This window comes from Komagataeibacter europaeus, from assembly GCF_002173515.1.
GTDB classification, from domain to species: Bacteria; Pseudomonadota; Alphaproteobacteria; order Acetobacterales; family Acetobacteraceae; genus Komagataeibacter; species Komagataeibacter europaeus.
In genome coordinates this window covers 3,208,662-3,225,601 of record NZ_CP021467.1, presented here as the reverse complement: position 1 = coordinate 3,225,601, position 16,940 = coordinate 3,208,662, and the positions used below count along the sequence as shown (strand labels likewise).

At 63.8% G+C, this 16,940-nt stretch carries 17 protein-coding genes; 5 read left to right on the top strand and 12 right to left on the bottom strand.

The genetic code is table 11. The annotated features are described in order from the left end of the window. Positions 1-34 precede the first annotated feature (34 nt). The 3 genes from S101446_RS14830 to groES all read right to left on the bottom strand — a co-directional run bounded on the left by S101446_RS14830 (position 35) and on the right by groES (position 2,534). Positions 35-238 carry a cold-shock protein gene (locus tag S101446_RS14830; RefSeq protein WP_010507660.1) on the bottom strand — a complete coding sequence of 68 codons (204 nt, stop codon included), beginning with the start codon at positions 236-238 and terminating at the stop codon, positions 35-37. A 293-nt stretch (positions 239-531) separates the two neighbouring features. Further along, entirely contained in the window at positions 532-2,181 is a 1,650-nt protein-coding gene (groL, locus tag S101446_RS14825) for a chaperonin GroEL (RefSeq protein ID WP_010507661.1), read from the bottom strand. Between the two features lie 62 nt (positions 2,182-2,243). After that, positions 2,244-2,534, bottom strand: coding sequence for a co-chaperone GroES (groES, locus tag S101446_RS14820; RefSeq protein ID WP_010507662.1), 291 nt, complete (start codon positions 2,532-2,534; stop codon positions 2,244-2,246). Between the two features lie 478 nt (positions 2,535-3,012). Between groES and S101446_RS14815 the strand changes: the two genes are divergently transcribed. Then, a complete protein-coding gene (locus S101446_RS14815; RefSeq protein WP_087608896.1) occupies positions 3,013-3,675 on the top strand; it encodes a dienelactone hydrolase family protein in 663 nt (220 codons plus the stop codon). A gap of 52 nt (positions 3,676-3,727) precedes the next feature. Here S101446_RS14815 and S101446_RS14810 read toward each other — a convergent pair whose 3' ends face one another. Together S101446_RS14810 and S101446_RS14805 are read right to left on the bottom strand one after the other, a co-directional pair. Then, positions 3,728-4,633 carry an S-methyl-5'-thioadenosine phosphorylase gene (locus S101446_RS14810; protein WP_019090548.1) on the bottom strand — a complete coding sequence of 302 codons (906 nt, stop codon included), beginning with the start codon at positions 4,631-4,633 and terminating at the stop codon, positions 3,728-3,730. Continuing rightward, on the bottom strand, positions 4,623-5,444 hold the full coding sequence (locus S101446_RS14805) for a cytochrome c1 (RefSeq protein ID WP_010507665.1): 822 nt from the start codon (positions 5,442-5,444) through the stop codon (positions 4,623-4,625). The genes S101446_RS14810 and S101446_RS14805 overlap by 11 nt, the downstream gene beginning before the upstream one ends. 175 nt (positions 5,445-5,619) lie before the next feature. Here S101446_RS14805 and hemF point away from each other — a divergent pair, with 175 nt between their 5' ends. Both hemF and S101446_RS14795 read left to right on the top strand, forming a co-directional pair. Then, a complete protein-coding gene (gene hemF, locus S101446_RS14800; protein ID WP_010507667.1) occupies positions 5,620-6,528 on the top strand; it encodes an oxygen-dependent coproporphyrinogen oxidase in 909 nt (302 codons plus the stop codon). A gap of 99 nt (positions 6,529-6,627) precedes the next feature. Beyond that, on the top strand, positions 6,628-7,719 hold the full coding sequence (locus tag S101446_RS14795) for a hypothetical protein (protein WP_087608680.1): 1,092 nt from the start codon (positions 6,628-6,630) through the stop codon (positions 7,717-7,719). A 26-nt stretch (positions 7,720-7,745) separates the two neighbouring features. Here the strand turns inward: S101446_RS14795 and S101446_RS14790 are convergent, their stop codons facing one another. From S101446_RS14790 to S101446_RS14770, 5 genes are all read right to left on the bottom strand, one after another. Further along, a complete protein-coding gene (locus tag S101446_RS14790; protein ID WP_010507670.1) occupies positions 7,746-8,357 on the bottom strand; it encodes a Smr/MutS family protein in 612 nt (203 codons plus the stop codon). A 146-nt stretch (positions 8,358-8,503) separates the two neighbouring features. Continuing rightward, a complete protein-coding gene (locus S101446_RS14785) occupies positions 8,504-9,916 on the bottom strand; it encodes a cytochrome-c peroxidase (RefSeq protein ID WP_208620522.1) in 1,413 nt (470 codons plus the stop codon). 82 nt (positions 9,917-9,998) lie between these two features. After that, a complete protein-coding gene (locus S101446_RS14780) occupies positions 9,999-10,889 on the bottom strand; it encodes a DNA-methyltransferase (protein ID WP_010507672.1) in 891 nt (296 codons plus the stop codon). A 35-nt stretch (positions 10,890-10,924) separates the two neighbouring features. Continuing rightward, positions 10,925-12,151 carry a murein transglycosylase A gene (mltA, locus tag S101446_RS14775; RefSeq protein WP_087608678.1) on the bottom strand — a complete coding sequence of 409 codons (1,227 nt, stop codon included), beginning with the start codon at positions 12,149-12,151 and terminating at the stop codon, positions 10,925-10,927. Positions 12,152-12,207: 56 nt separating this feature from the next. Next, positions 12,208-12,894, bottom strand: coding sequence for a Tim44/TimA family putative adaptor protein (locus tag S101446_RS14770; protein WP_026018418.1), 687 nt, complete (start codon positions 12,892-12,894; stop codon positions 12,208-12,210). 204 nt (positions 12,895-13,098) lie between these two features. Between S101446_RS14770 and secB the strand changes: the two genes are divergently transcribed. After that, positions 13,099-13,620, top strand: coding sequence for a protein-export chaperone SecB (gene secB, locus S101446_RS14765; RefSeq protein WP_010507675.1), 522 nt, complete (start codon positions 13,099-13,101; stop codon positions 13,618-13,620). Positions 13,621-13,744: 124 nt separating this feature from the next. Here secB and S101446_RS14760 read toward each other — a convergent pair whose 3' ends face one another. Next, complete coding sequence (locus S101446_RS14760; RefSeq protein ID WP_087608677.1) at positions 13,745-14,488, bottom strand: uroporphyrinogen-III synthase; 744 nt, start codon at positions 14,486-14,488, stop codon at positions 13,745-13,747. Continuing rightward, complete coding sequence (gene hemC / locus S101446_RS14755; protein ID WP_010507677.1) at positions 14,475-15,557, bottom strand: hydroxymethylbilane synthase; 1,083 nt, start codon at positions 15,555-15,557, stop codon at positions 14,475-14,477. Before hemC ends, S101446_RS14760 begins: the two co-directional genes overlap by 14 nt. A gap of 71 nt (positions 15,558-15,628) precedes the next feature. Between hemC and tsaD the strand changes: the two genes are divergently transcribed. Beyond that, the gene (tsaD, locus tag S101446_RS14750) at positions 15,629-16,744 is read left to right on the top strand and encodes a tRNA (adenosine(37)-N6)-threonylcarbamoyltransferase complex transferase subunit TsaD (protein WP_087608676.1); all 1,116 of its coding nucleotides are present in this window, start codon (positions 15,629-15,631) and stop codon (positions 16,742-16,744) included. Positions 16,745-16,940 lie beyond the last annotated feature (196 nt).

Here is a 16,940-nt window from a genome sequence, read left to right as displayed (position 1 = left end):
TCCCCCATGGGCCGCCCCGCTACGGGGCAGGACGTCAGAGCGCCTTGAGGTTGGTCGCGGCGGCCTTGCCACGTTCCATGGCGATGTCGTAGCTGACCGCCTGATCCTCGTTCAGGCCACGCAGGCCGGCGGCCTGCACCGCGGTGATGTGCACAAACACGTCCTTGCCGCCATCATCAGGCATGATGAAGCCAAAACCCTTGGTTGCGTTGAACCATTTTACTTTTCCGGTAGCCATAGCCAGTCTCTTCTCCAGCGCCATCCTTGCCGGTCCTAATACCGGCAATCCGGGCGCGTGCCTTTACGGCCATGAAAAAAACGGGGCATCCGGAAAACACCCTGCCACTTTCACGTCGTTCGTGCTCCCTAGGGGCAGCATGAAATGACCGCCCGTGTCAAATCATCCTGACATGCCCGCCGCGCACATCCCAGCCATGTGTACAAAAAAAGGGGGAAAGGCCACCGGCCCTTCCCCCTTTTTTCGTGGCGCCGGTCCCCACCTGCGCGGGGACCGTGACATGCCCGGCCGGATCAGAAATCCATGCCGCCCATGCCGCCCATACCACCCATGCCACCTTCCGGCATTGCGGGGGCCTTCTTTTCCGGACGCTCGGCCACCATCGCTTCGGTGGTGATCAGCAGGCCGGCAACCGATGCCGCATCCTGCAGCGCCGTGCGGACAACCTTCATCGGATCGATGATGCCGGCTTCCACCAGGTCCTTGTAGTCGCCGATCTGGGCATCGAAACCAAAGGTGTAGGTGTCGTTTTCCAGAACCTTGCCAGCGATGACCGCACCATCTTCACCCGCGTTGTGGGCGATCTGGCGCAGCGGAGCCTGCAGGGCCTTGCGGATGATGTCCGCACCGACGCGCTGGTCGTCGTTATGGAAGTGCAGGCCACCCAGCTTGGTCGATGCGCGGGCCAGTGCCGTGCCGCCACCGGGGACGATGCCTTCCTCAACCGCCGCACGGGTCGCGTGCAGGGCGTCGTCAACGCGGTCCTTGCGTTCCTTCACCTCGATCTCGGTGGAGCCACCGACGCGGATCACGGCAACGCCGCCTGCCAGCTTCGCCAGGCGTTCCTGCAGCTTTTCACGGTCGTAGTCGGAGGTCGTTTCCTCGATCTGCGCGCGGATCTGCGCACAGCGGCCCTTGATGCCGTCCGTGTTGCCGGCGCCTTCGACAATGGTGGTGTTTTCCTTGTCGATGTGCACCTTCTTCGCGGTGCCCAGCATGTCCAGCGTCACGCTTTCCAGCTTGATGCCGAGGTCTTCGCTGATGACCTGGCCACCGGTCAGGATCGCGATGTCTTCCAGCATGGCCTTGCGACGGTCACCGAAGCCCGGCGCCTTGACGGCGGCGATCTTCAGGCCACCACGCAGCTTGTTGACCACCAGGGTCGCCAGCGCTTCGCCATCAACGTCTTCCGCGATGATCAGCAGCGGACGGCCGGACTGCACGACCGCTTCAAGCAGCGGCAGGATCGGCTGCAGCGAGGACAGCTTCTTTTCGTGGATCAGGATGTAGGGGCTGTCCAGATCGACGGTCATCTTTTCCGCATTCGTCACGAAATACGGGGAGATGTAGCCACGATCGAACTGCATGCCCTCGACCACGTCCAGCTCGGTGTGCAGGCCCTTGGCCTCTTCCACCGTGATGACGCCCTCGGAGCCGACCTTCTGCATCGCCTTGGAGATCATCTCGCCGATTTCATGCTCGCCATTGGCGGAAATCGTGCCGACCTGCGCCGTCTCGGCCGGGGTCGTGATCTTCTTCGCGTTCTTCTTCAGCTCTTCAACGACAACGCCAACCGCCTTGTCGATGCCGCGCTTGAGGTCCATCGGGTTCATGCCGGCGGCAACAGCCTTGGCACCTTCACGCACGATGGCCTGCGCCAGCACGGTCGCCGTGGTGGTGCCGTCGCCTGCGATGTCGTTGGTCTTGGATGCGACCTCACGGACCATCTGCGCGCCCATGTTCTCGAACTTGTCGGCCAGTTCGATTTCCTTGGCGACGGAGACACCGTCCTTCGTGATGCGCGGTGCGCCGAAGCTCTTGTCCAGGACAACGTTGCGACCCTTCGGGCCCAGCGTCACCTTTACCGCGTCTGCAAGAATGTCCACGCCACGCAGCATGCGCTGGCGGGCTTCACCGCCGAACTTTACGTCCTTGGCTGCCATTTTCTTCTTCTCCGATATGGAAAGTTCTAAAAGGTTACTCGGTCAGGAAAGCACCGGGTGGGTCAGGCGACCACGCCCATGATGTCGCTTTCCTTCATGATCAGCAGTTCTTCACCGTCGATCGTCACTTCCGTGCCCGACCACTTGCCGAACAGGACGCGGTCACCCGCCTTCACGTCGAGGGGGACGATCTGCCCCTGCTCGTTACGGGCACCTGCGCCCACCGAGATCACCTCGCCTTCCATCGGCTTTTCCTTGGCGGTCTCAGGGATGATGATACCACCTGCTGTTTTTTCCTCGCTCTTGAGGCGACGGACGACCACACGGTCATGCAGGGGACGAAATTTCGTCATGGATCGCTCCAAATCTCTTAAAAGGTAACGCCCTTGAATCAAGCAACGCCACCGGTTGGCGCGCGCGCCAGGCCGCATCGCGTTAGCACTCCCCTCATGAGAGTGCTAAGAACCAGATAGGAAGCCCCCCGACAGGTGTCAAGAAGCGGAACGGGGCTGGGCGCGCATAATTCGCACCCCGCAGACAAGAAAGCGGGATATCGAAACTTTATTGTTTAATATCAATGTTTTGCATGAAGAAGTGCAGCCCAGTCAAAAGCGGAAGCCCAGCCGTCACCCCAGCGCATGATGAATGCGCGTACCGATTCCCGACCGTCGGTCAGGAGACTGCCGGAACGCTGGCTGCCGCCCCGTTACAGACCGGCGCGACAGGGAAAAAATTCTTATAAACCGTCTCATCACGCGGGTTTCATATTGACGCGGCAGGACACGGCATCATTGTGTGGCGGGCAACGAAGGAACGAATGGAGTAAAGGCCATGGGCGCAGTCATCACCGTTACAGCGGCGGACGGACATACGTTTTCCGCCTACCGGGCTGGTCGGCCGGATGCCGCGCGCTGTGTTGTGGTGGTGCAGGAAATATTCGGGGTCACGCCCTATATCCGCGCCGTATGCGATTCCTTTGCGGCACAGGGGTATCAGGCGATCGCCCCCGCCCTGTTTGACCGCGTGAAGCGCGACGCCATCCTGCCCTATGACAACGCCGGCATGCACGAAGGCCTGAAACTGCGCAGCGAGATTGCACAGGCCGACACGCTGAAGGACCTTGTCGCCGCGGCGGAGATGCTTCCGACGGAAAAGAAGGGGATTGTCGGGTTCTGCTGGGGCGGCAAGCTGGCGTGGGAAGCGGCGTGCCATACCAAAGCGTTCGCGGCGGCGGTGGCATGGTACGGCGGCGGCATCGCCCAGACCCGTAACCAGGTGCCCAACTGCCCCGTGCAACTGCATTTTGGCGCCGAAGACGCGCATATCCCCGCCGATGAGGTGGACGCGATCCGTGCCGCGCATGAGGATATCGAGATTTTCACGTATGAAGGCGCCGATCACGGCTTTGGCTGCACCGACCGCCCTTCCTATAACGAGGCCGCCGCAACCCTGGCGATGCAGCGCACGCTAAGCTTTTTTGAACACTGGCTGTAATATGCCCGCATAAAAAAACGCCCGTGCCTTCCGGCATGGGCGCTTTTTCAGGTCAAACCCGGTTCAGCACGCGGCCCGCAATGGCTTCCAGCTTTTTCAGCAGGGCCGGGTCGCGCTTGTCCGGTGCGGTGATGATGGCGTGTTCCAGCGCGCGGTCACAACCGGCGTAACAGGGGCCACGCTTCGCACCCAGCTTCGGGATGACCGAACGGACAAGGGCGCGGGCACGGCTGGCGTTTTCCTGCATGACCTTGACCACGGCATCTACCGTCACGCTGTCATGATCGTCATGCCAGCAGTCGTAATCCGTGACCATGGCGACGGTGGCGTAACAGATCTCGGCTTCACGGGCGAGCTTGGCTTCGGGCATGTTGGTCATGCCCACCACGGAACAGTCCCATGAACGGTACAGGTTGCTTTCGGCGCGGGTGGAAAACTGCGGGCCTTCCATGACCAGATATGTGCCACCACGGGTCACATCCAGCCCCAGTTCCCGGCACTGGCCTTCCAGCACGTCGCCAATACGCGGGCACAGCGGGTCGGCCATGCCGACATGGGCCACGCAGCCCGTGTCGAAAAAGCTCTTTTCACGCGCGAACGAGCGGTCGATGAACTGGTCGATCACCACGAAGTGGCCCGGCGGCAGTTCTTCCTTCAGCGAACCGACAGCCGAAAGCGACACGATATCGGTCACGCCCGAACGTTTCAGCGCGTCGATATTGGCGCGGTAGTTCAGGCGCGAGGGCGGCAGCGGATGGCCCCGACCATGACGCGGCAGGAACACGCAGCGCACGCCATCAAGCCTGCCGAACAGAAGCTGGTCGGACGGCTTGCCCCACGGGGTTTCGACCGTGCGCCATTCCTTGTCTTCAAGGCCTTCGATATCATACAGGCCGGAACCGCCAATCAGGCCGATGACCGGCTCGATCTGTTCTTCGGTGGCAGGCTTAGTGGACATTGGACCACGTTCTCCGTTTCAGGCAGATGGAAAGAATAAGCAGGATCAGCAGGAACACGGCCGCCCCGACACCCGCACGGTGGCGTTCCACCAGATGCGGGCTGGCGGCCCATGCCAGGAAGGTGGTGACGTCGCGCGCCTGCTGCGCCACGGTTGCGGGCGTCCCGTCGGGATAGGTGATCGCGCCATCATACAGCGGCGGCGGCATGGCGATCTGCCCGTTCGCGGCATAGGGGTTGTAGAACAGTCCCGGCGGCACGACCGTGCCCGGTGGCGGTGTCTGTCCGTACCCGGTCAGGAAGGCATAGATCCGGTCCACGCCGCCGGGATGCACCACCGCCAGCCGCGACTGGTCCGGGGGGACCACGCCATGGTTGGCGGCGGCGGCCGTGTGCGTGTCGGGATAGGGCGACAGCAGGTGGTCATCCATGTTGGCCGGGCGCGTGGCCGGATGGCCACTGGCGTCCACCCCCGCCGGGACGCGGTGCGCGCCGGCTATGGCGTTGATGTCCGCCTCCTTCAGGCCCAGTCCCGCAAGGTCGCCATAGGTAACCGATTTCATGCCATGACAGGCGGAACAGACCTGTGCGTAAACGGTATAGCCGCGCTGGACCGACGCCATGTCGAAATGGCCCAGCGGCCCGGTGAAGCTCCAGTCCTGCCGGGGCGGTTCACGATAGTCATGCGCCTGCGCCATTGCCCCGCCACCGACCATGGATGTCGGGATGACAAGACAGGCCAGCAGCATGCCACGTCGCAACAAATTACGCGCAGATGGCGCATTGCCCTGCTGATGACCCCGTTCATGCATGTCCGCTACGTTCCCGCCGCAATTACGTGTTCCTTTTCGCGTTCCCGCCAAAAGCGTGCCCCCTTCCTAGCGGTTGCGTAACGGGTCTTGCAATCGCCCGTCTTGCAATAAGCGGAACAAACGGGCACCCGTAATACCCATTGCGAATGACCAGAACGGGCAGAACGATACAACCATGACAACATCCCGCACCCCAGTTGCCCACGATGGACTGAAGGACACGGCCCGGGCCTGGTTTGAAAACCTGCGCGACCGGATATGTGACGCCTTCGAAAAGATCGAGGACGACGCCGTGGCACAGGGCAGCCCGACCCTGCCGGGCAAGGATGCGCCCGGCCGTTTCGAACGCACGCCATGGAACCGCACGAATGATGACGGCACGCCCGGCGGCGGCGGGGTGATCAGCCTCATGCGCGGACGCGTGTTTGAAAAGGTGGGGGTCAACGTTTCCACCGTCAGCGGGGAATTCAGTCCCGGCTTTCGCGACTCGATTCCCGGCGCGTCGGAAGATCCGCGTTTCTTCGCCACGGGCATAAGCCTTGTCGCCCATATGTGCAGCCCGCTGGTACCCGCCGCCCATTTCAACACCCGCATGATCGTCACGACGCAGGGATGGTTTGGCGGCGGCGGCGACATTACGCCCATGTTCCCCGAAAGCGCCGAGGCCATCAGCGACGCCGCCCGTTTCCATGACGGTTTCCGGCTGGCATGCGAAAAGCATGATCCGGAATATTACCCGCGCTTCAAGGAATGGTGCGACCGGTATTTCTACCTGCCCCACCGTGATGAAGCGCGCGGCCTGGGCGGCATTTTCTATGACCGCCTCAATACCGGCGACATTGACGCCGACTTCGCCTTCACGCGCGATGTGGGGCTGGGTTTCCTGGAAACCTATCCCGACATCGTGCGAAGCCGCATGATGGAACCGTGGACCGCCGAACAGCGCAAGGCGCAGCTTGTCCGCCGCGGGCGGTATGTGGAGTTCAACCTGCTGCATGACCGCGGCACCATTTTTGGCCTGAAAACCGGCGGAAATACCGAAGCCATCCTCATGAGTCTTCCCCCGGAAGTCCACTGGCCATAAGAATAGGCCCATGCCTGCCTCACGCCTCCCGTCCCGACCTGTCCCGATCCCCTGCCGCGCCATGCGGATGGACGGGGCCGCGCCTGCGCGGGCACGGTCATGATCGGCCGACGGGCCCTTCTGACCCTGCTGGCTGGTGGGGCGATAGCAGCGCCCATGCGGCGGGGGGCCGCGTCCGAACTCCCGCGTGAGCGCCTGCCCATGCCCGCGGGCACGGCGGGCGGGCCCGGGTTGCTGATGGCGGGAAACCAGAGCGCCATGGCCGACCGGTGGAAACCGGTCCTGCCCGGCGCGCTGGCGCAGGGGCTGGGCCTGCCCGCCCCCCTGCCGGTGCGTGATACGGTGGGACAGGACGGCGTGACCGGGGCCAACCTGTTCGATTCCCAGTTCGCGTCCGATGGCATGATGGCGCTGGCAGCACCCGGTTCGGCGCTTGTCGCCTCCCTGTGTGGCGACCCGCGCGCGCATTTCGACTACAGCCGCTGGGTGCCCCTGCTGCTCAGCACGACGATGCCGGTGGTGATCGGGCGCGCGCAACTGCACCGCGGCCTGGGCAGCTTCATACGTGACCGGCCCGTACGCATTGCCGTATCGACCCTGACGGGCATTGAACTGCCGACCGTACTGGCCATGAGCCTGTTCGGCCTGCGTCCCATTCCCGTCACCGGACTTGCCACGCCACAGGCCGCGGCAGCCGCCCTGCGTGACAACCAGGTCGATACCATACAGATCACCGACCCGCTGGGCACGCCCGAGACCTCCGCACTGATCAGCAGCCTGGCGCAGGCCGGTTTTCCTGCCCTGTTCACCCTCGGCACGCAGGCGAACCCACTTACCCTGTCCGACCAGCAGGTCATGAGCATGCAAAGCCGCCTGCAGCAGGACGCGCATTCCGCCCTGCATGGCCTGCTTTACGCCGCATGGAAGCCGCTGGCGGCGGCGGCAGGCGTGGATCTGGCCCTTGTGCTGCCCATGCTGACCCAACCCGCGACACTGGCCCGGTGGCGCGCGGCAACGACACAGGCCATACGCGACAGCGCCGTGCATACCATGGCGCAGGATACCGGCCGTATCCTGCTGACCGGCACCGATGCGACCGAGGCATTGCGGCTGGCGGCAGGGGATACGTCCACCATCATGACGCTACGCCGCTGGCTGGCCGCGAACCTGCCGACATGGCGCCTGGGCTGACGCCACCAGCCGTTTCAGACAGTCTTTCACAAACCGTTGCCACGCACCGACCGGCGCAACAGCACACGCACCGCGCCCTGATTGGCGGCATGCGGGTGCACGACCGCAAGGATCAGTCGCCCCAGATCGCCACGCCCCAGCCAGAACGGCAGTTCACGGCGCAGGATGCCGCCATTATGGCCGCTGCCCAGCCCGGTTATGATCTCGACACAGCGCACATTGTCCGCATGCGCCTGGATCAGGAAGCCATGCAGGCGGTGAAACGCCGTCTGCGCCACCTGCCCGTGCAGGTCCAGCCTGCGGGCCGGGCGCAGCTTTCCACTGACCAGCCCGCGCCAGCTTGTGTCATCCAGTCCCGGCCTGCGCACGCCGATTTCAAACGCCCCGCCCCTGCCTTTCTGCACGGTCAGGCTGTGGCTGGCGGTACCATGCACCGCATGCACGCCACCCGCTGTCAGCCGTTGCATGATGGCGGCGCGGCTCATGCCGGGTTTTGCCGGGATGGTGGGAGGAATGGCGGGCGGTTCCGGCGGCAGGGCGACGGGTTTTGCCTGCCGGGCGGTCCGCAATGGCGCGATCCCATGCGCGAAGGCCGCCCACAGGGCCTGTTCCTCCTCGTTCAGTCTGCGCTGCCTCACGGTATGATTCCTTTCTCCGGGCCGCTGTCCGTGGCCATAGAATCATACCCCGCCCGACAGGTCCATGTTTTCAGGCATCGCCCCATGCGCAAAAACCCTGCCGCATGGGCGGCAGGGCCTGCGTTCCCGCACGGACAGGAACCGTGTTACGGCGTTGTATTCCGCAGGGTCTCGCCCTGATAACGCCCGGTCAGCGTATTGAGGAACGCCACGATATCCGCCACGTCCTGATTGGAAATGTCATGGTCGGGCGTCTGGTAACGCGCCATGTCACGCACCGCGCCGTCCAGCGTCTTGATGCTGCCGTCATGGAAATAGGGACCGGTCAGCGCGATATTGCGCAGGTTGGGCACCTTAAAACGTTCCATGTCGGCGGGATCGTGGGTCACTTCAAAGCGTCCCTTGTCCGCATCCGTCAGCTTGCCGCCACGGGCCGAGAAATAATTGCCTTCCAGCCCCAGCGGCTCGAACGCCTGCCCACCCATGGACGGGCCGGTATGGCAGCCTGAACAGCCAACCTGCTTGAACAGCGCATAACCGTGCTTTTCCTGTGTGTTCAGCGCCGCGTCATCCCCCTTGAGATACTGGTCAAAGCGGCTGTCGGGCGTCACCAGCGTCTTTTCATATTCCCCAATGGCGTCGGTGATGGTGTTTTCATCAATCGTGTCGCTGCCATACGCAGCCTGGAAATCCGGGCCGTAGGTCGGGTCTTCACGCAGGCGGGCCGCAACCGATGTCCAGTCATGCGATCCCATCTCGACCGGGTTCATGACCGGGCCGGCCGCCTGCTGCGCCAGCGTGCCCGCGCGGCCGTTCCAGAACTGCCATTTGTTGAACACCGCATCATAGACGGTGGGCACATTGATCGGCCCCTTCTGTCCATGAATGCCGGTGGCGGTGACCAGCCCGTCCACGCCACCATGCTGCAGGCTGTGGCAGCTGGCGCAGTTCAGCGTGCCATCACCGGACAGTTTGCGGTCAAAGAACAGGCGCTGGCCCAGCGCGACCTTATGGCTGTCCACCGGCACGGATTCGGGCACGGGCTGTACCGGTTCGGCGGCAAAGCGGTCGGCAACGCCCGGTGTCGCGTAATGCTGGCGGCGCACCTGCGCAATCCATGTCAGCATGCTTTCACGCTGGGCCGCCGACAGGTGGGCATGCCAGTGCATGAGCAGGTACAGCGTGGGCGGCATGCGGTTCTGGTTGATGACTTCTTCAATGCGGGCCAGCGGTTCCTGATCGGGCACGCCACCGTTCTGCAGGGCGTTTATGATCGGTTCCACACGGAAATGCCGCAGCCCCTGGTCCCGGTCATGGCTCATCAACGTATTGGCCACGGGCAGGCTGAAATAGAACGGCAGATCGACCTTGGCCGCGTGGCAGTAGTCACACCGGGCTTCACGTATGACATTCAGTGCGGCCGCCGATGTGGGGTCCACCCCTGCACCCGCTGGCGCAGGTGCGCCCGCATGATCGAAATGGGTCAGATAGGCGACCGTTCCCCCATACGCCACGATACCCGCGGCCACCAACCCTGCCACTGCTGTTTTAACCGACATCCATACCCCCTGTCCCTTGCTTGAGTGGGTTTCTGGCCGATTCAGGGATTATCTGTCAAAATAATCGTTTAAATGAAAACCATCAAAGTTTTCGATCATCTGTCCCGGCCGCGCCATCCACCTGCGTCTGCATGGCCTGCCGTACCCTTTGCCGCGCGACATTGACATAGATGGTATCCAGGTCGATTCCGATGCCCTGCCCCCCTTCGCGCACGGCGGCGACCAGCGTGGTGCCCGTTCCCATGAACGGGTCCAGCACCACGGGTGCCGCCTTGCCATGCAGGCGGATGCACATCTGTGGCAGCAGCACGGGAAATGTGCCGGGATGGTGGAATTTCTGCGCCTTGCCCTGCACGGTTTCATACGGGATGAACCATGTGTCGCCCCGGCAGCGCCGGTCCTGCCGGTGGCCCCGGCGCACGATATTGGACTTGTCCATGTAGGGCACGCCGATATCCAGGCGTTTCAGCCCGACATTGCCCGTACGCGTCAGGTGGAACAGATGTTCGTGATTGCGGTTAAGGTAGCGGTGGCTGTTGACCGGCTTGAAATGCCCATGCGTTTCCGTTCCCACCGAAATCGACTTGACCCAGGTGATATGGTTCTGCAGCACGAACAGCTCGCGCAGCCGGACCATCAGTTCAAACGGCAGCCATGGCTGTGCCGAGGAACCGGCGACATTGAGGAAGAACGACCCGTCAGGGCGCATGACGCGACGCACCTCACGCGCGACATCAACCATCCAGTCCAGATAACCGTCTTCCTCCAGCCGGTCGCGGTACGTGCGGTATTTCAGGCCGATATTGTATGGGGGCGAGGTCACGACCACGTCCACGCTGTCGGGTTCCATGCGGCGCATGGCCCGGACGCAGTCGCCGCGCACCAGCAGGTGCGGCCCCTCGGTATAGCGGACAGTCCGCGGCAGGCGGGTCTGGGGTGCGCAAGCCTGCCCCGCGCGAGGTCGCCCTGTCATGATGCTACTACGCTCTTCACTCCGCTCATGCGGATCTAGTGTGTGGGCTTGTGTGTCTTTTTTGCCGGTTCGGCCGCAGCACGGGGCACCAGTACGATCATCTGCCCGGTCGAACGCAGGTTGCCAGCCGCCTGTGCCGCCTCCGGCCCCCATCCCATATACAGGTCGGCACGGTCGGGCCCCTTGATGTCGGTTCCCAGATCCTGCGCGAAATCAAGCCGGTTCCATGTCACGGGGTGTCCATCCACCGGCACCTGCGCCTGCACCCATACCGGGCTGCCCAGCGGAATGAAATCCCGGTCCACCGCCATGGAACGGCCCGGCGTCAACGCCACACCCAGCGCGCCCGGCGCACCGGCCTGCGTATCGTCCTGATCCAGTTCACGGAAAAAGACATAATTCGGGTTCTGTTCCATCATGTCTCTCGCCTTGTCCGGATTCGCCTCAAGCCAGCCACGGATGGACGCCATGCTCACGTCATCGGCGCCCAACAGGCCCTGCGCCACCATCACGCGGCCCAGCGGCACGTAAGGCCGCCCATTCAGGCCATCAAAGCCAAGGCGGATCACCTTGTCATTGGGCAGGCGCACCCTGCCCGCGCCCTGCAGTTGCAGGAAGAACAGATCAACCGGATCCGCCAGCCACAGCAGTTCAAGCTTTTTATGCGCAAGTTCGCCCCGGTCAATCTGCGCGCGGCTCCAGTATGGCACGATCTGCCCATCCTGGCTGCGGCCGGTCACGACCTTGCCCTGCGCGTCGCGTTCGCGCACCAGATCGGGCGGACGGCGATAGACCGGCGTCTGGTAAATGCCACCACGATGCAGGGAACCACGGATTTCGGGTTCATAATACCCGGTGAACAGCGTGCCATCCGCCCGCTTGCCCGCGGGCAGGGTATAGGGCACGAACCACTGTTCAAAAAATGCCTGTGCCGCGGCGCGATCACCTGCGGGCACGCTGCGCGCCGCGTTACAGGCAGCCTGCCAGTCACCAACCTGCCGTCCGGGGTAACCGATGTCTGCGCCGCCCAGCGAACTGTCGGCAGGCAGGCTGCCGACCTGATGGCAGTCCTGCAGGAAAACCGGCAGGGCATCTTCCAGCGCATCATCCTTCCATCCCGGCAGGGCATTGAAGGAAACGGGCCGGGCATGGCTTGATTTATGATGTCCCCGTGGGGCCTGGGGCGCCCCGAGATTGGGGGCTTCCCCGATATGACATCCGCATAAGGTGAGAACGGCGCACAACGGCGCCAGACGCTTCATTACTTTCATACACACAGACTGATCACGGATTTATCGAAAAATTATGGCACGGTGACCTAGGCGCTGCGACTGGCCCCCAGACGCCAGCCCGCGCCATCGGTGTTGACGCCCAGCAGACGTTCGAACGTCCACAGATCCGAAAACTCCGTCACGGCATCGACACCGGCCACGGGCTGGCCGTTGCTGTCCACGGTCAGGCTGATCTGGTCGGACACGATCCGTACCTCGATCCGGGCCAGCGGGTGCGGGCCGGTCGTCTCGTCAATGTCCGCGCCGATGATGGCGATATCGGTAATATCCCTGATTTCGCTGCGCAGGACTTCGCCTGCCTGCTGGCGGGACTGGATCGCGGCCTCGAAAGCGGAAAACGTCGCGGCCGTCAGGTGCTGGCGCAGCACGTTCAGGTCGCCCGCCGCGTACGCGCCGACGATCTGGCGGAAGGCGGCCTCGGTTCCCCTTGCAAAATCCTGCGGGGTGAAACCGGGCTGGAGCGCGCCGATACGGGCCAGCACGCCACCCACCCGTGTATCGGGTGTGGGAATGTCATAGTTGATGGCGGGCGGCGGGGGTTCGGGCTTCTGTTCCACGACATTCGCGGCCATGGGCGGCGGCGCCATGGGACGCGGGGCGGGTTCCGCACCAACCCGGCGGCCAAGAATGCTGCGCAGTCGCAGAACAAGGAATACAGCCACCAGCCCCAGAACAATCAGATCCAGCGGAAAATGACCAAAAGAAAAATTCATGCCGCGCGCGTCCATAATGCAGGCGGGTCCCCTGCCTAGATTACCCTGCGCAACAACATAGGCAACGGCCGGAGCCAGCACAATGCGCAAGGACCGTTAAAATTCCGACAGCTGGTATGGCATCGCCCGCAGACCCATGCTACGGCCAGAGAATACGGTATTCATTTCTTTTTTCCGCATATCTTCTGGGGAATACAGACAAGCATGTCCGACACGACTCAGCCGCCCACCCCTGAAAACGGCCAGAGCGCCCCCCCGGCGCTGCCGCTGGCGATCAACCTGCAGTATATCAAGGACCTTTCGTTTGAAGTGCCCGCTGGCGCGGAAATCTTCGCAACCCTGCGCACGAACCCGCAGATTTCGGTCAACATCGACGTGCAGGCCAACCGACTGGAACAGGAACAGCCGGTGTTCGAGGTGGTCCTGACCGTAAAGGCCGAAGCCAGCGAAGCCCCGCAGCAGGAAGGTGGCCCCGCCGGTCGCCCGGTCTTCATTGCCGAACTGTCCTATGCCGCGATCGCGACCCTGAACAACCCGCCGGCCGAACTGATCGAGCCGATCCTGCTGGTGGAAGTGCCGCGCCTGATCTTCCCGTATGTGCGCAACATCCTCAGTGAAGTCACGCGCGATGGCGGGTTCCCGCCCGTGGTGCTGCAGCCGATCGACTTCGTGGCGCTGTGGCAGGCCAAGCGCAACTCCTTCGACCAGACGCCTGGCCACGCCTGATACCAGAGGCCGTTTCAGGATAAACCATTGATAGGAAACGTTCCTGTCACTCTGCGGGACTTTTGAAACGGTCTCTAATGAACGGGCCGGGGGCATATGCTCCCGGCCTTTTTCATTACCGGGTTCAGGCACCACCATGGGGCAGGCAGGCCAGCATGGCGTCCTGGTCTGGACGGTCGGCCACGCGCAGGCCATGCCAGTGCGCACCCGCGCCAAGGACGGCGGCGACCCCATCCGACATGGCGATGGCCTCCACCACACCCAGCAGGGGCGCAAGCGCGGGCGTCAGGGCCGCGATGAAGGCTTCCGCCGTGCGGGTGGAATAGAACATCACTGCCGCCACCTGCCCCGCCCGCAGGGCCGCGACGGCATCCGGCGGCAGGCATGGTGCAGGCCGCACGGCATAAACGCAGCGCCGCAGCACCCGGTATCCCTGCCCGCGCAGCGCCACGGCCATTTCGTGCCCATAACCCTGCCCCACCGCCAGCAGCAGCCGGGACGCGGGCGGCATGACGGCCTGCAACAACGTCGTCAGGTCATCCGCCGTGCCGGATGCGGCGGTGACATGGGAAAAACCCGCCGCACGGGCGCGCCGCGCGGTGGCGGCCCCCACGACGTAACAGGGAATATCATGCAGTTGCGGGTCGGTCAGGCTGCCCACGGCCTGCCCACTGGTCAGGACGATGGCGTCGGGACGGAATGCGCCGATGGAAAGCGCGCACTGCCTGACATGCAGCATGGGGGCGGCAATGGGGTGCAGCCCCCGCGCCGCCACCGCCGCCATGGTGGGGCCAAGCCCCGGCGGCGGGCGGGTCACGATCACCCCCGCACACAGGGCGGGGGATGGAGACAGGTTACGGCTGTTCAACAAAAATATCGGCGGGACTGTCGGCACGCAGACTGCGGCCAAGGTCACGGCCCAGACGCGCGGCATCGGCCGGCGCGCCGCTGATCGAACGCTTGAGCAGGAAGGTCCCGTCTTCACGCGCGACAAGGCCGGTCAGGTGCAGTTCGGGCGCGCCACCGGCCACGACCGGGATCAGGCGGGCATAGCCACCGATCGGCGTACGGCACGAACCATCGAGTTCCGCCAGCAGCGCGCGTTCGGCCGTGGCGACGGCGCGCGCTTCGTAATCCTCGATCGCGGAAAGCAGTTCACGCAACTCGATATCGCTTTCGCGCACCGTGACCCCGACAATGCCCTGCCCCGCCGCAGGCACCATGATGGTGGGATCAAGGATCACATCGGCACGGTCTTCCATGCCAAGGCGACGCAGCCCGGCATAGGCCAGCAGCGTTGCATCGCACTGCCGTGCCGCCAGCTTGTCCAGCCGCGTCTGCACATTGCCACGCAGCAGGCCGAATTTCAGGTCGGGACGCACATGCAGCATCTGCGCCTGACGCCGGACGGAGGCACAGCCCACCAGCGCGCCGTGTGGCAGGACCGCATATGGATCGGCGGGATCAGGCTCCCCACAGCCCGGGCCAAGGATCAGGGCGTCACGCGCATCCTCGCGCTTGAGGGTGCAGGCCAGCACCAGCCCCGGCGGCAGCGTGGTTTCAAGATCCTTCAGGCTATGGACGGCGAAATCGATCCGGCCATCCAGCAGCGCATCATGAATTTCCTTGGCAAACAGGCCCTTGCCGCCAATTTCCGCCAGCTTGCGGTTCTGCACCTGATCGCCGGTGGTGCTGATCTGGTGTTCCTGGAACGCGCCCATGTCGCGCAGCACGGGACAGAAACGGGTCAGCAGCGTCAGGAACGCCCGTGTCTGCACCAGCGCCAGCGGGGAAGCGCGCGTCCCGACCTTCAGCGGCAGCTGCCGGCGGTGGGGTTCGGGATGTGTGGCTTCCTTTCGCTGGCGTGCAGCGGCCTCGGCCGCGACTTTCTGTAGCGCGGACGATGGAAACGGGGCTGATGGCTTTGCGGACTCCATATCGCGTGTCTATTACCGCACCGCGATAAAGGAAAGATGACATTCGGCACATCCGGATTGTAAATTACGCCATGCCCCATACCGAACCGACATGCCCCGATCTGCCAACTCCCGTTATGGCCATTGAATCTTCATGCGATGACACGGCCTGCGCGATCGTTACGACAGGGGGCCAGATCCTGGCAGAAGCGACATTATCGCAATCCGGCCATGTGCCATTTGGCGGGGTCGTGCCCGAAATCGCCGCCCGTGCCCATCTTGGCGCGCTGCCCGCACTGGTGCGCGACACGCTGCGCGCAGCCGGCATGCGGCCCCATGAACTGGGTGCGATTGCCGCAAGCTGCGGGCCGGGACTGATTGGCGGCCTGATCGTGGGCGCCGACATGGGCAAGGGCATGGCCATCGCGCTGGACCGGCCCTTCATTGCCGTCAACCATATCGAAGCCCACGCCCTGACCGCGCGCCTGCCCGGTGTCGCCGGCAATGGTGCGCCGTTTCCCTACCTGCTGCTGCTGGTATCGGGCGGGCACTGCCAGTGCATCGCGGTGGAAGGGGTCGGCCATTACCGCAGGCTGGGCGGCACGATTGACGACGCGGCGGGCGAAGCCTTCGACAAGGTGGCCAAGATGCTTGGCCTTGGCTGGCCCGGTGGCCCGGCAGTGGAACAGCTTGCGCGTGAGGGCGACCCGCATGCCGTGTCCCTGCCGCGCCCGCTCATGGGGCGGCCGGGATGTGATTTTTCCTTCTCCGGCCTCAAGACCGCCGTGGCGCAGAAACTGCCGACCGAGGTCCGCGCCGCCCTGCCCCGGCAGCAGGCCGCCGATATCGCCGCAAGCTTCCAGCAGGCGGTCAGCGACATCGTGATCGACCGCCTTGGTCACGCGCTGGACATGATGGAACGCCCGACCACGCTGGTCGTGGCGGGCGGGGTGGCCGCCAATGGCGTCCTGCGCGCACGGCTGCAGGAATTCGCCACGGCGCATGGCCTGCCCTTTGCCGCCCCGCCGCTGCGGCTATGCACGGACAATGCGGTCATGGTGGCATGGGCCGCGATCGAGACCATGCGCGCACGCGCGGCCCTGGGCCTGCCCATACCCAATGACATCGCCATGCGCCCGCGCCCGCGCTGGCCGCTGTCGGAAATGGCGCAGCGCATGACGGCGGATGCGGACAGCCTGCCCGCCTGATCGCATGCACCCCACGCGTCGGGACGGCCCTTGCGGTCAGGCGGCCTGTTTGAAAATAACCTTTTGATAAGAAAAGATAAAAATTTCCGGACAGCGTCTTTTTTCAATAAAGGCAGCGTTTCGGGCAGCTTTTTGAAAAAAGCTTCACCAAAAACTTCTTTATGATTTGCAGGCCGTTTTGTTAGCAGGCTGATAA